Raw genomic sequence first — 14267 nt, 5'->3', positions numbered from 1 at the left:
TGTCAGGGATTCCAGTATGATGATCTGTCTTGAGGGAGGGCGTTATGAAGGCGTTTATTCCAGTTGTGATGGCGTGCCTGGCGTTGGCGGGCGGGGCGCTGGCGAACGATCTGGACAGTGATGACTGCCAGCCGAAAGACAATTCCATTGCAAAGCTGCGCGATGCCGGTAACGGCGATTTGCGGCATGTGCCTTACGCGCACCGCAAGGAAGGCTGCGGGGATAAAAAGCATGATGTGTATTATTACTATGCTCCGGCGGTTCCTTACCCTATGCCCAATAACATGAACCAGCCGCGTGGGAATGAGGCGGGGACGGCGCCGTCTAATCCTAACCCGATGGGTGCGGGACGGTAATGGGGGCAATGCTATCTGTATAAAATGGCGACGCATATAATGACGCATAATTTGGTATTGAATTTGGAAAAAATCCTGATATCCTTATTTAAGTCTTAATCTTAATAAGGAACGAAAAATGCCGAAGCCGATTAAAAGCCATATTAAACTGATTCTCGCTAAGAATAATCGCAGCAAAAAAATACTGGAAGCTATCAACTATGGATGGAATGCCCGTGATCTTCATCCTGATAGTGGTATTTGGCGTCGTAAGTCAACACGCGCTCATGTGATATGGGAGGCGACCGTTCAGAAAGCAATAGAACTTTTTGCGGATGATAAAGGCGCTAAGGTTTTTCATCATTTTGACACGGTGTCGTTTGTATTCGATGACACGGTCTTCATGCGGTTTAAAAAAGCAGACATTAGCCTCCGCTCTAGGAATATTCGGACGGCCCTTGCAGATATGTTTCACGAACACGAATCTGATCTGTTTGGATTCGAAGGGCATCAACGTGTAGAGGCATGTTACGTTCTTAATCCGTTGGAAACAGAAATTTCCTGGGCTGGCATTGTTGCAAGGGAAAAAAAGACTCATCTGTGGCACTTTTCGTTCGATGAGGTAACCGAAGTTGCGCAGGGGGAAATTCTGGAGTTCAAGGGCAAACCCAAAGTTTCTGTCGCCGATCTTGCTACTGTTAAAAAAGACAAGACCATCAAGAAAAAAGATGATACGCCCAACGCGAAGGAAGGGGAATAATGCAAGAAAAATTCAATCACACATTATTACTTTTAGCGAGGCAGTATCGGGATAAGAGTCAGGCAGAAGTTGCAGAGTCTGCGGGCTTGAATCAGGGGCATTATTCAAGAATAGAAAATGGCTTACTTCCCGACGGGCCTTCTTATGAGAATGTCAGCCGTATTGCTGAGGTGCTGGCGTTCCCCGTACCATTTTTTTACCAGTCCGACAACATGGCTGGTTTGCCTCTCAGTGTTCATCCAATGCATCGCAAAAAAGAGAGTGTTAGAGAAGGTGCTCTAAAACGAATTCATGCTGAGCTTAATCTGCGACTTATTCATATTCGTAAAATGTTGGCAGCAGTAGAAACAAAGGCTGTACTGCCATTGCCTTGGATTGATGTTGATGAAGGCGGTGGTCCCAAGGAAATTGCAAGGAAGATTCGAAATGCGTGGTTACTTCCTCCCGGACCTATTAGTAATCTTACAGAATGTGTTGAGCAGGCAGGGATTTACGTCGTGTGGTGTAATTTTGATGCGGCTATCGATGGTGTAACAATGCGTTTGCGTGATTTACCACCTTGTATATTTCTAAATAGAGCTATTACTGCTGATAGAATGAGATTCTCATTGGCTCATGAACTAGGACACATAATTATGCATCGTGTGCCTACTGATAATATTGAGGATGAAGCTAATATTTTTGCAGCGGAGCTTTTAGTTCCTGAGAAGGAATTGAGAAATGATCTTATTGGCGGACGAATCACACTCGAGCGGCTTGCACGATTAAAAGCTCGATGGAAAGTATCAATGCAATCTTTACTCTATCAAGCAGGAGAGAAGGGATATTTGAGTAAAAATCAAAGCCAGTATCTTTGGAAGCAAATTTCAAGCCTTGGTTGGAGAACACGAGAGCCTGAAGAGACAGATTTTGCTTATGAAGAGCCTCAGTTATTTCCAAAAATAATAGATTTGCACATTAAAGATCTTGAATATGGTATGGATGAATTCCAGCGCTTATTAAATAGTGAGCGCAATGATCTGCAGGTTCTTTACGGGTTGCAGGATAATAAATCGCTTTTGCGCCTCATAAAATAATGTTATATTTTAATTGCTTATGCGGCATTCTTTTTATCTAATAATGTAAGAAGTAAATTCAGAGCTATTCATTGTTTCTAAAGTAAGGAGCAAAAAACTCCTTGCCTTTTCCTTAAGAATGATTATTAATTGCGAATAGTGTATAGTAAGAATAATTATTATTCGCTTATTAGTAATTCAAGGAATTGACCGCAATGAACCGCACAAACAGGCTTGCCTGCGCCGCGCTGATCGCCGCTCTCACATGGGGTGTTGCCGCGCATGCTGATGGCGAAAAGGTTTTTACCCTCACGCTTAAAGACCAGGCGTTTTCCCCGAAAGAACTTTCGATTCCGGCGCATGAGAAGGTGAAGCTCACCGTGAAGAACGAAAACACGGGCGTGGCGGAATTTGAAAGCAGCGATCTGAACCGCGAGAAGATCATCACTCCCGGCAGTAAGGCGACTGTGTATGTCGGTCCGCTGGAGCCGGGGAAATATACGTTCTTCGACGATTTCCACCGCAGCACGACCGGCACGCTCGTCGCGCAGTAATTTGATTAGTAACTTTAGTAACAGGATAGACTACCGATGCTCTCTCACAAACGAATCGCAGGCCTGATTGCCGGATTCTTCATGCTTCCCGCCGCCGCCCACGCTATTGACGGCAAAGTATACTCACCGGACGTTGTGAAAGGGGAGGCAGAGATTGAATATGCCGGGACCGATACGTTCGATTCCGACAAGTCCAAGAACGCCATTCAGGAACATCAGTTCTCTGTGGGTTATGCGCCGACCGATTTCTGGGCGACGGAAGTGTATTTTGCGACGTTCGAGCGCGGCCCCGGCCAGCCAATCGACTATACGGCGAATGAATTCGAGAATATTTTCCAGCTGACGCCGCAGGGCAAATACTGGCTGGATGCGGGTATCCTCGCGAGCTATCACTTCGCGGCGAAGGCGGATGCGGCCGACAGCGTAGAGCTGAAGCTGCTGCTGCAGAAAGACATCGGCCCGATCACGGCGATTGCCAATATCGGCGCGGAGCGTGAAGTCGGCTCGCATGCGGAAGCGGGTAACGATATCAGCAGTGCGATCAACGCGCGCTACCGCTGGAAGGATTATTTCCAGCCGGGGCTTGAATTGCAGAGCGGTTACGGCAAGCTGGGCGACCGTGCATCGTATAACCAGCAGGAACAATATCTGGGGCCGATTGCATACGGCCAGATCATTCCCGGCCTGAAATATGAAGCCGGTTATTTCGCGGGGATTTCCACGGCTTCGGCCAGCAGCGCGATGCGTCTGAAGCTGGAATATGAAATGTTCTTCTAAGGGAGTAAAGCCATGCTGGCTGCGCTGATTATCGTATTTCGTGAGATCATTGAGGCAGGGATTGTGGTGGGCATTGTGCTTGCGGCAACCCGCTCGGTTCCGCGGCGCGGCCTGTGGGTGGCTTACGGCATCGGCGCGGGCGTGCTCGGCGCATGCATCGTGGCGCTGTTTGCGCGCACGATCAGCGAAGCGCTTTCCGGCTTCGGGCAGGAATATTTCAACGTAGGCATTCTGACCGTCGCGGTGGGGATGTTAACCTGGCACAATGTCTGGATGGCGCGGCACGGGCGCGAGATGGCGATGGAGATGAAGGCGATCGGTGAAGCCGTGGCGCATGGGCAACGCACGCTGATGGCGCTCGCGATTGTGGTGGGCATTGCAGTGCTGCGCGAAGGTTCCGAGATCGTTCTGTTCCTCTATAGTATTGCGATTTCCGGCACGGATTCCGCTTTCTCGATGGTCATGGGCGGGCTGCTCGGCCTTGTGATGGGCGTAAGTGTGGCGGCGGTGACGTATCTTGGCCTGCTGCATATCCCGAACCGCCATCTCTTCCGCGTGACGGGCTGGCTGCTCGCGTTGCTGGCTGCAGGCATGGCGGCGCAGGCGGTGGCGTTCCTCGAGCAGGCGCAGGCCGTCAATGCGTTCGGGCAGACGGCGTGGAACACGTCCTGGCTGCTTTCGGACACGAGCCTCATGGGCAAGGCGCTGCATACGCTGGTCGGTTATAATGAGCGCCCCACGGTGCTGCAGGTGATGGTTTATGCCGTGACGCTGATCGTGACTTTCACGCTGATGAGATTGTTTGGGCATAGTGGATCTCACCACCCTAAGCAGCATGCTCCGCATGCGGCTTAGGGAGTAATTGTTGTAAGGGGGAATAAGGATTCCCCCTTCGCTTACGCTTACCCCCTCGCTTCGCGGGGTCGTCGTATAGAACTCCTCCGCGTATCCACGAGAGATTGGCTGGGCAATGCAAAAGCTTTACCTTGGACGGCGTTTTGAGGTATGTATTGGGGCGAGCAAGCTTGGACCCCAACCCCTATGATTCGTATACTTCCCCCTACTACCGTTAACCGCATCGCCGCAGGCGAGGTAATCGAGCGTCCGGCGTCTGCTGTGAAGGAGCTTGTGGAAAACGCCATTGACGCTGGGGCGACGCGGATTGACGTGACGCTGCAACTGGCCGGGAAGGCGCTTATCCGTGTAAGCGATAACGGCTCCGGCATGACGCGTGACGAGCTTTCCTTATGCATTGAACGTCATGCGACCTCAAAACTGCCTGACGATGACCTGCTGCATGTGCGGCATCTGGGGTTTCGTGGAGAGGCGCTACCGTCCATCGGCTCGGTCAGCCGCCTGAGCATCACAAGCCGCAAGCAAGGCGCGGAAGATGCGTGGCAGGTGGTGGTGGAAGGTGGGGAGGCGTTCGAGCCCGTTCCGGCGGCGCATAAGCATGGCACGACCGTGGAAGTGCGCGATTTATTTTATGCGACACCCGCACGTTTGAAGTTCTTGCGGGCGGATCGCACCGAGGTAGAGCAGGCGAAAGACATTCTCATGCGGCTGGCGATGGCGAATCCTTCCGTCAGCTTTTCCCTGACCAGCGATGAGCGCAGCCTCGCGCGTTATGACGGAGCGCAGGGGGAATTGCTGGATGCGCGTATTGAGCGGCTTTCCGAGATTCTGGGGCGTGAGTTCCGCGCCAATGCGCTGCCGATTGACGCACAGCGCGAAGGCATCCGTATTTCCGGTTTTGCGAGCTTGCCGACTTATAACCGTGGTACTTCGACCGAACAGTATCTGTTCGTCAATGGCCGCCCCGTGCGTGATAAATTGCTGCTGGGGGTGGTAAAAGCTGCCTATCAGGATTTTCTGGAACGTAACCGCCATCCGGTTGTGGCGCTGTTTATCGACCTGCCGCCGGATAATGTGGATGTGAACGTCCATCCGGCCAAAGCGGAAGTGCGTTTTCGCGAGACGGGGCTTGTGCGCGGCACGATCATCAGTGCGCTCAAGCAGGCGATTGCCGGAGGGGCGCAACGTGCTTCCACGACAGTGGCGGATATGGCGCAATCGCTCATCGCGGCCAATGCGCAGCAACCCTATTATTACACTCCGAATATGGCCTTTACGCCGCGTGGACAGGTGGCGGAAGCTGCTCCGCTGCAATTCTTTGCAAGCGCCATACAGCAGGCGCCGCTGGCACGCGCCCCGGAAGCGCCTGCGGTGCAGGGCTATGAGAATTATCGTCTCGGTGCTGCGCGCGGACAGGTGCATAACACGTATATTGTGAGCCAGACGGCGGATGGGCTGGTGATCGTTGACCAGCATGCGGCGCATGAGCGACTGGTGTATGAGCGCATGAAGGAATCCATCGCGGAGACGGGCATTGCGCGGCAGAAGCTTTTGATTCCGGAAGTGGTAGAGCTGGGCGAGCCGGACGCTTCCAACCTCGCCAAACGCGCGGATGAATTCGCGGCGCTGGGGCTAGTGCTGGAAGGGTTCGGGGAAGGCTCCGTCGTGGTGCGCGAAGTGCCGACGCTGCTTGGGGATACGGATGTACGGGCGCTGGTGATCAGTCTTGCGGACGATTTGCGGGAGTTCGGAGAGGCGCTGGCGTTGCGGGATAAGCTTGAGCATATCTGTGGGACAATGGCGTGCCATGGCAGCGTGCGCGCGGGGAGGGCGTTGCGCATCGATGAGATGAACGCGCTGCTGCGCCAGATGGAGGCGACGCCGCATTCCGGCCAGTGTAATCACGGCCGCCCGACCTATGTGGAGCTCAAGCTCAGCGATATTGAAAAACTATTCGGCAGGCGGTGAATATGGCAATGGAATTTCTTCCCTACATGCTTGCTGCTTTGGTGCTTTCGCTGGTGGGAACGGGGCTTGCGCTCAGGCTTTTGCGCAAATACCGCGTAATGGATACGCCCAATGCGCGCAGCAACCACAAAGCCGTGACACCGCGCGGCGGCGGGATTGCGATGATGGCGGTGAGCCTGCCGCTGCTTGCGCTTTACGGTATGGATTGGCGGATCGTGGCGGCGGCGCTGTTGCTTGCAGGGATTTCCTTCGTGGATGATATGCGCGGGCTGCCTGCGCGTGTGCGGTTCCTAGCGCAGGCGATCGCAGTGATGATTGCCATTCCGGTGCTGCATGGGCGTCTGCTGCCGGATGCCGTGCCTCAGGCGCTCGAATGGATTGGGCTTGCGCTGTGCTGGCTGTGGTTCATTAATCTCACAAACTTCATGGATGGGATTGATGGCATTACCTCCATGCAGGTCGTCATGATGGCGGTAGGTATCAGCGTTTGCGTGGCGATCAAGCCTTTGCTTCCGTTGTGGCTTGCCGGTTCCTGCGGCATTATCGCGGCTGCGGTGCTCGGGTTTTACTGGTTCAATCGTTCACCCGCCAAGCTGTTTATGGGCGATGTGGGCAGTATACCGCTTGGGTTCCTGATGGGCTATCTGCTCATCAGCCTCGCGTTGCAGGGGGCATGGATTTCTGCGCTTATCCTGCCTGCCTATTATCTGGGCGATGCGACATTCACGTTGGTGAAGCGGGGCTTACGCGGTGAAAAAGTCTGGGAGGCGCACTCGCAGCATGCATACCAGCAGGCTGTGCGGGCTGGTTTAAGCCATCGTCAGGTGGTGGAGCAGATTTCGCTGCTGAATCTGCTGCTTATCAGCCTTGCAGTACTTGCAAGCATAGAAACTATGCGTATGGGGCTTGTCATGTTGTTTACGGCGTATGCTGCCGTCGCGTTGACCATGCGCAGCCTGATGAGGGGAAAAGCCTAAATTATCCAACCGGATGACGTTGTCATAAAACCTTCATTATCGGTGAGCACGTGCTTGTGTTATGATCCCCGCGATTCATCGGCGTGGTCTGATCGTGATTTTGTGGTCATTCTCCCTGCCGATTGCGGTGTGGAGAATGCCAGAGACCATGCCCGAACCGATTGAAAGATACAGGACTTCGGTCCTTGAGCTCCGTAGGGAGAAGATATGCGTAACTGGCTGATTGCGGCTGGTGCTGCAGTGTCGGCGACCGTTTTCACCTTTCTGCTGGTGGTGACCAACAGCGGAACGACTCCGTCGGCGCAGTACACCCCCACGTCGCGTCCGGTTCCGACTGCGGCACAGACGGTGGCCGTTCCGACGCCGAGCCAGACCTGCTCGTCGCAGGATGAGAGGCCGCTGAACAGGGTGGTCTGCATCCTGGCCAACAACACGCTGCACTGACCCAGTGGGAGCCCGTGGAGTTGCGTATCGCCGAAGGCGATCGCGCTCCGCGGGCCCCCCGTGTCAAATCAGGTTAGTGCGGTATGTCCGAAAAGCCGCAATTACGGATAAAAAAACGATTCTTTCCTTTTTTTCTTTCTTCATAAACGTTAAACTATACACTGTTCATACCGGCGGGGATGGTTTCCTGTGTCAACTTAACGCGTAAGGTCTATGCTGTTTATTGTTGGATTCGTTGTAGTTCTCGGCTCGGTTGTCGGCGGGTATGTCATGCATCACGGCAATCTCGCGGTGCTGTGGCAGCCGAACGAATTTATCATTATCTGCGGCGCGGCCCTTGGCCAGTTTCTGATCGCCAATCCTATCAAGGTGGTGAAGGATGCCGGGAAGAGCATGAAGTTCCTCATGAAGGGGTCGCCGTATAAGAAAGCGGATTATACGGAGCTTTTGCTGCTGCTTTACGTTACCTTCAAAACCATGAAGACCAAGGGCATGCTCGAGATGGAAAGCCATATCGAGAACCCGCATGAAAGCTCGTTATTTTCCTCTTACCCCAAGTTTCTGCATAACCATCATGCGGTTGCCTTCCTGTGCGACAATATCCGCGTGATGACGATGGGCGTGGAAGACCATTACCAGATTGAGGAGCTGATGGAGCGCGACCTGGAGTCGCATCACCATGAGCATGAACGTATTTCCACGGCTATCGTCAATACGGGCGACGCCATGCCGGCGCTCGGTATTGTAGCGGCAGTGCTCGGCGTGATTACGACGATGGGCAGTATCACCGAGCCGCCGGCGGTTCTTGGCAGCCTTATCGGCGCGGCGCTGGTCGGTACGTTTTCCGGTATTCTGATCTCCTACGGTTTTCTGAGCCCCATGGGGAAATTCATTGGGGCTTACTACGAGGATGATGTCAAATACCTGCAATGTATCAAAGTAGCGCTGCTTGCACATCTGCACGGCAATGCGCCGGTCGTTTCGATCGAGTTTGCGCGCGCAAGCATTGACAGTCATGAAAGACCGACATTCCAGGAAATCGATGAAGCGGTCAATAATATCGGTAGTGCAGCACCCGCTGCAGGATAGACTGGCAGCGTGGCGTTTTACACGAAACAATGATAGACTGGCCTGAGTGAGTGAGGCAGGCAGGCAATGGCGGATAATAAAGAAGCATCCATTATCATCAAAAAGGTCAAGAAGGGCGGTCATGGCGGTCATCATGGCGGCGCATGGAAAGTGGCCTATGCGGATTTCGTAACAGCGATGATGGCGTTTTTCCTTCTGCTGTGGTTACTACAGGCAACCGCACAGTCGCAGAAGGAAGGTATTGCCGAATATTTTACGCCGACCATCGGCATACGCGATGCGGCGGGCATCGGATTCAAAGGCGGCAAGACGAGTTATGATGAAGGGCGCAAGGTGGCGGAACGCAGCCCTCCGGGTATCATCGTAGGCAAAATGCCGCAGGGGCCGACCTCGCAGAAAATGGATAAGCAGGCGCCTGTGGAATCCACTAAGGATGCTTATCTTTTCGATAAGGCGGAAAAGAATATCAAGCAGGCCATGGAAGAAGACCCGAACTTCAGGGACTTTAAGGATAATGTTATCGTGGAGCAGTCGCCGGAAGGTTTGAAGATTGAGCTGATCGACGACGATAAGCTTCCCATGTTCGAACCGGGCGGTGCCCAGCTGACGCAGGCGGGTGAAAAGATCCTGCGCGAGATGTCCAAGATCATCATGCAGATGCCGAACCAGATTTCCATCACCGGGCATACGGAAGCGACGAACTACATGGAAAATTACGGCGCCTATACGAACTGGGAGCTGACGGCGGACCGCGCCAATGCCGCGCGGCGTTTCCTGATGACGACCAATATGGAACCGGGCAGGGTGGCCAAGGTTGTAGGGCGTGCCGACCAGGAGCTGCTGGACCCCAAGCATCCCACCTCGCCGCGCAACCGCCGCACCACCATTGTGCTGCTGCGTGCGGCTTATCTTAAAACGCTGGATGAACAGACACCGGCACCGCCGGATATGCTGACCGTTCCCAAAGCGACGGATGGTGTCATAGCGCCTCCGCCAAAGCCTGCTGCGCCAGCCAAGGCTCGTTAAGTTCTCATGCCGAATGACAACCAGACCATTGTCATTGTGCACAAAACGCCTGAATCCGCGGCGATGGTGGCGAATGTTAAACATGCCATGGCGATCACTGCTAAGCTCAATCGTTTAACGTTCAATGATGCGGATGAAGTCCGCGCCCTGTTCAGTGAGCTTATCGGCAAGCAGGTGGATGACAGTTTCCTGCTGGCTCCCCCATTCTATATGGCAGGTGGAGCAGAGACTCGCATCGGGCGTAATGTTTTCATTAACCAGAATTGTAATGTATGTGACTTTGGCGGGCTCGATATCGGTGATGATGTGATGATCGGGCCTAACGTCAGTATCGTCACAGCCGGTCATGCGCTTGAGCCTTCCAAGCGGCGTTCTCATGTAATTGCAAAGCCCATCGTGATCGAGAGAAATGTCTGGATAGCTACCGGTGCGATTATCATCGGTGGGGTCACAATCGGTGAGAACGCAGTCGTTGCAGCCGGGTCAGTGGTAACCAAAGACGTTCCCGCGAATACCATGGTTGCAGGCAACCCGGCAAAAGTTATTCGTCTTATCACAGATTAATGCCAATACTCACCGCATTGCATTCGCCTTGAGATACTTTATACTCCCCTGCGATAACCCCATGAGAGGAGAGATGTATGAGCATTATGAAAGAGTTTCGCGAGTTCGCGGTCAAAGGCAACGCGCTTGATCTGGCAGTCGGTGTTATTATCGGCGCGGCATTCGGTAAGATCGTATCCTCGCTGGTGGGGGATGTCATCATGCCGCCGCTCGGGCTGCTGATCGGTGGGATTGATTTTTCCAATTTCGCGCTGACGCTGAAAGCAGCTTCCGACGGCAAACCTGCTGTCGTGCTGAGCTACGGCAAGTTCCTGCAAAGCGTGTTTGATTTTACAATCATTGCCTTTGTGATTTTCATGTTCGTCAAACTGATCAATAAGATCAAGCGCGCAGAAGAAGCTAAACCCAAGCTCACAACCGATCAGCAACTGCTGACCGAAATCAGGGATTTGTTGAAGAAATAGTTTATTTGAGTGCTCCCGCTTCGGCCTTCTGGCCTCCGCGATGAGCCTAACGCCTTCGGCGACTAAAGGGCTCAGCCTACTGGCTTCGCTTCTTGTTCCACGATAATTGCGTGGATACGCGGAGGAGCAAAGCGACGACTCCGCGAAGCGAGGGGGTAGCGTCACGCGAAGGGAGGCGAACTAGCCCCCTTAAATGACTTAAGGATAAAGCTTCAGCTGCATGCAGCCGAAGATGGCTTCCACGCGGTCGTCATGCTCGCCCAGCGGCAGCATGCACTGGCGGAAGCGGATGGTATTGCCGCGGCTGGTGATGAAGACATCTGCCTGCATGATAGGTTCCTTGCGTTCGATCACCTGGCGGAAGTTCGGAACGAGTTTGCTGGAGTTAGGCACGATGATATCCTGCGTATCTTCCCCGGCGAGGTACTGTTTGTAGGTTTTAACGATTTCCGGGCCCAGGTAAGTGAAATCCGCCTTGAGGCGGTTTTCCAGATCGTTGACCTGTATCAGATAGCAATGATCCCAAAGCGCAGCGATTTCTTCCGGTTCGATCAGTCTTTCAGAAGGAAAGCGGCGCGAACCTCGAATCTTATTCCAGTAATTGAGCAGCCGTACGGGCAAACGTCTTTCGTTCTCGGCGTTGGGTATGTGGTCCATGACGTAGCTCTTGCGGGGATTTAAGATTGATGAACAAGAGTTTAGCACAAGCTTTACCGTAATGTACAGATTTTATGAAATGATGTACGGTGTCAGCAGTATGGTGCTGTTTTATGGGCATAAGATATTATAATATAATTCTATTTTGGTAGAGTATTAATATGGCAGAGCAGAATATTTTATCTTTTCCTCATAAGGAGGCGTGGGAGAAATGGATTAAGCAGCATCAGGCTGACAGCAATGGTGTATGGCTCAAATTAATTAAAAAATCGGTCGATGAGAAAGCGCTGACCTATGCAGAGGCGCTGGACGTAGCGCTATGCTACGGCTGGATCGACGGGCAGAAGAAAACGCATGACGAATCCGCGTGGCTGCAGAAATTCACACCGCGCCGCAAAGGCAGTCTCTGGTCTAAAAAGAACCGCGAGCATGTGGAGCGCCTGATCAAGGAAGGCCGCATGCAGGCGGCAGGGTTAAAAGAAATCGAAGCGGCGAAACAGGATGGGCGCTGGGAGAAAGCCTATGATGCGGCGTCCAGTGCCACGATGCCGGAGGATTTTTTACAGGCACTTGCTAAGGATAAGAAAGCCTCCGCGTTTTTTGCCACGCTTAATAAAGCCAATCTCTATGCCATTACCTGGCGGCTGCAGACGGCGAAGAAACCGGAAACACGGCAGAAACGCATGGAAAGCATTCTTGCCATGCTGCATGAGGGTAAGAAGTTTCACTAGAAACGTTATTTTACGGATTTCAGCGCGTCCTGCACTTCGGCACTCTGCCAGTCCACAGCGCCTGGGAATTTGTGGTGCATCTGCTGGGTTTTATCCACGAGAATGCTTTCGGGGTAAACGGCAGTCTGGAAAATGTCGAAAGCAACTTTTTTTTCCGGGTCGAATGCGTAAAGCACGTTCGGCAGGTCTTTCGCGTTTGCATCCTTCTGCGACTGCTCCACAAATTTCTCTGCGCTTGCGAGCGTATCGTCACCGGAGATGGTTAGAAATGTGACGTCCTTATCCGCTTTTGCGGTCGCAAGCAGGGAGGGGAATTCCTTGCGGCACGGACCGCACCAGCTCGCCCAGAAATGAATAACCAGAGTGCGGCCTTTCAGTTCCTTGATGTCGTGCGATTTGCCGTTGAAATCCTGCCAGGTAAAATCCGGTACGGTTCCGCTTATCATTTCCTGCCCGAGCCCTGCGCCGTATTTGCGTGTCTGCACGTGCAGATAGACTCCCATCAGCAGCACAAAGGCTGAGAGCAGGAACATGGTGACGGGGCTCGCATTTTTGAACATGGCTGAATTCCGCGGTTCATTTTATGCCTACGGATACCAGCTTTCGCGGGCAAGACAAGGAAATTCTTGGATATTGGCCGTGTTATGCTTGCAAAGCGGAAAGGATTGGGATAACAAAACCGGATGGAAAAAATTTTTAATATTGCAATTGCCGGACTCGGCACCATTGGCGGCGGCACGCTGAAGCTGCTGCAAAGCAATGCTTCTTTGCTGAAAGAACGCTGCGGTGTAACGCTCAAAGTCGTTGCTGTACTGGAGCGCGACAAGGGAAAGCAAAAAATCCTGAACCTCGAGGGCATTCATTGGGCTTCTTCGGTGGAAGAGCTGGTGGGAATGAAGGGGCTCGACCTCATAGTGGAACTGATCGGCGGTTCGGAAGGTATTGCAAAAACACTCGTGGAATCCGCGCTTAAAGCCGGGAAGCACGTGGTGACGGCCAACAAGGCACTGATCGCGCATCACGGCACGGAGCTGGCCAGGATTGCGGAAGCTTCCGGCGCGATGCTGGCGTATGAAGCGGCGGTGGCGGGCGGTATCCCGATCATCAAGTCGCTACGTGAAGGGTTGGTGGCGAACGATTTTAAGAGCATTGCCGGTATTATGAACGGCACTTGTAACTTCATCCTGACCTCGATGCGTGACGAGCATAAGGAGTTTGACGTTGCACTCGCGGAAGCGCAGCGTGTGGGTTATGCGGAAGCCGATCCGTCATTCGATATTGACGGCGTTGACACGGCGCATAAGCTTGCCATTATGACAAGCTTGGCCTATGGCTGCCCGGTGAATATCGGCGCTGTCTATGTGGAAGGCATTCGCGGCATTTCGGTGCTGGATATGGATTTCGCCGATAAGCTCGGCTACACGATCAAACTGCTGGGTATCGCGCAACGTACTGAAAAGGGCATATTGCAGCGCGTGCATCCATGCCTGGTCGGAAAAGCATCTGCGCTCGGGCGTGTCAGCGGCGTGTTCAATGGCGTTGTGGTGGATGGCGACCCGATCGGGCGCATCACCATGGAAGGCCGTGGTGCCGGTGAAGGGCCGACAGCGTCTTCCGTTGTGGGCGATATTGCCGATATCGCGCGCGGCGGCATTTATAAACCGTTCACCGTGGCGGCCGACCATCTGAAACCGCTGCCGCTGGCCGACATTGAAACGCTTGTTTCGCCCTATTATGTACGTCTTGTAGTCACGGATAAACCGGGCGTGCTCGCTGCGATCACGGGCATTTTCCGTGATCAGGGTATTTCCATGCGCTCCTTCCTGCAGCATTCCCACGCGCCGGGCGAGTCTGTGCAGGTAGTGATGACCACGCATGAAACGCTCGAAAAAGGCATGCGTGCCGCGCTCAATGCCATTGGAGCGCTGGACTCGGTGATTGAACCCCCCCATATGATAAGGATTGAGAATCTATGACACAGACAGCAGAAGCCACGACAGGCCATTTACAG

At 53.3% G+C, this 14267-nt stretch carries 17 protein-coding genes; 15 read left to right on the top strand and 2 right to left on the bottom strand.

Annotation, left to right across the window (positions count from 1 at the left end; translation table 11 throughout):
• Window positions 1–44 precede the first annotated feature (44 nt).
• The 13 genes from VFT64_06795 to mscL all read left to right on the top strand — a co-directional run bounded on the left by VFT64_06795 (window position 45) and on the right by mscL (window position 10868).
• The gene (locus VFT64_06795) at window positions 45–356 is read left to right on the top strand and encodes a hypothetical protein (protein HEU5047533.1); all 312 of its coding nucleotides are present in this window, start codon (window positions 45–47) and stop codon (window positions 354–356) included.
• Between the two features lie 118 nt (window positions 357–474).
• Window positions 475–1095, top strand: a complete 621-nt coding sequence (locus VFT64_06790) for a hypothetical protein (protein HEU5047532.1) — start codon at window positions 475–477, stop codon at window positions 1093–1095.
• The gene (locus VFT64_06785; protein HEU5047531.1) at window positions 1095–2171 is read left to right on the top strand and encodes an ImmA/IrrE family metallo-endopeptidase; all 1077 of its coding nucleotides are present in this window, start codon (window positions 1095–1097) and stop codon (window positions 2169–2171) included. Before VFT64_06790 ends, VFT64_06785 begins: the two co-directional genes overlap by 1 nt.
• A gap of 194 nt (window positions 2172–2365) precedes the next feature.
• Window positions 2366–2704, top strand: coding sequence for a cupredoxin domain-containing protein (locus tag VFT64_06780; GenBank protein HEU5047530.1), 339 nt, complete (start codon window positions 2366–2368; stop codon window positions 2702–2704).
• Between the two features lie 36 nt (window positions 2705–2740).
• Entirely contained in the window at window positions 2741–3481 is a 741-nt protein-coding gene (locus tag VFT64_06775) for a hypothetical protein (protein ID HEU5047529.1), read from the top strand.
• A 12-nt stretch (window positions 3482–3493) separates the two neighbouring features.
• Window positions 3494–4336: an FTR1 family protein gene (locus VFT64_06770; protein HEU5047528.1), complete on the top strand. Its 843-nt coding sequence runs from the start codon at window positions 3494–3496 to the stop codon at window positions 4334–4336.
• 186 nt (window positions 4337–4522) lie between these two features.
• Window positions 4523–6304 (top strand): DNA mismatch repair endonuclease MutL, encoded by a 1782-nt coding sequence (gene mutL / locus VFT64_06765; protein HEU5047527.1) that lies wholly within the window; start codon window positions 4523–4525, stop codon window positions 6302–6304.
• A gap of 2 nt (window positions 6305–6306) precedes the next feature.
• A complete protein-coding gene (locus VFT64_06760) occupies window positions 6307–7281 on the top strand; it encodes a glycosyltransferase family 4 protein (GenBank protein HEU5047526.1) in 975 nt (324 codons plus the stop codon).
• Between the two features lie 207 nt (window positions 7282–7488).
• Window positions 7489–7725: a hypothetical protein gene (locus VFT64_06755; protein HEU5047525.1), complete on the top strand. Its 237-nt coding sequence runs from the start codon at window positions 7489–7491 to the stop codon at window positions 7723–7725.
• A gap of 213 nt (window positions 7726–7938) precedes the next feature.
• On the top strand, window positions 7939–8814 hold the full coding sequence (gene motA, locus VFT64_06750) for a flagellar motor stator protein MotA (protein HEU5047524.1): 876 nt from the start codon (window positions 7939–7941) through the stop codon (window positions 8812–8814).
• Between the two features lie 66 nt (window positions 8815–8880).
• A complete protein-coding gene (locus tag VFT64_06745; protein ID HEU5047523.1) occupies window positions 8881–9840 on the top strand; it encodes a flagellar motor protein MotB in 960 nt (319 codons plus the stop codon).
• 6 nt (window positions 9841–9846) lie between these two features.
• The gene (locus VFT64_06740; GenBank protein ID HEU5047522.1) at window positions 9847–10404 is read left to right on the top strand and encodes a sugar O-acetyltransferase; all 558 of its coding nucleotides are present in this window, start codon (window positions 9847–9849) and stop codon (window positions 10402–10404) included.
• Between the two features lie 77 nt (window positions 10405–10481).
• Entirely contained in the window at window positions 10482–10868 is a 387-nt protein-coding gene (gene mscL / locus VFT64_06735) for a large-conductance mechanosensitive channel protein MscL (protein ID HEU5047521.1), read from the top strand.
• Between the two features lie 198 nt (window positions 10869–11066).
• On the opposite strand, the gene VFT64_06730 is transcribed toward mscL, so the two are convergent.
• Window positions 11067–11525, bottom strand: a complete 459-nt coding sequence (locus VFT64_06730) for a PAS domain-containing protein (protein HEU5047520.1) — start codon at window positions 11523–11525, stop codon at window positions 11067–11069.
• 161 nt (window positions 11526–11686) lie between these two features.
• Here VFT64_06730 and VFT64_06725 point away from each other — a divergent pair, with 161 nt between their 5' ends.
• Window positions 11687–12256 carry a YdeI/OmpD-associated family protein gene (locus VFT64_06725; protein HEU5047519.1) on the top strand — a complete coding sequence of 190 codons (570 nt, stop codon included), beginning with the start codon at window positions 11687–11689 and terminating at the stop codon, window positions 12254–12256.
• 5 nt (window positions 12257–12261) lie between these two features.
• Here the strand turns inward: VFT64_06725 and VFT64_06720 are convergent, their stop codons facing one another.
• The gene (locus VFT64_06720; GenBank protein ID HEU5047518.1) at window positions 12262–12816 is read right to left on the bottom strand and encodes a TlpA disulfide reductase family protein; all 555 of its coding nucleotides are present in this window, start codon (window positions 12814–12816) and stop codon (window positions 12262–12264) included.
• A gap of 123 nt (window positions 12817–12939) precedes the next feature.
• On the opposite strand from VFT64_06720, the gene VFT64_06715 reads away from it, so the two are divergent.
• Entirely contained in the window at window positions 12940–14232 is a 1293-nt protein-coding gene (locus tag VFT64_06715; GenBank protein HEU5047517.1) for a homoserine dehydrogenase, read from the top strand.
• Window positions 14233–14267 lie beyond the last annotated feature (35 nt).

The organism is Rickettsiales bacterium (assembly GCA_035765535.1).
GTDB lineage: Bacteria > Pseudomonadota > Alphaproteobacteria > Rickettsiales > JABCZZ01 > JABCZZ01.
Note: the sequence above shows the minus strand (reverse complement) of the source record. Positions and strands in the feature narration are given on the sequence as shown.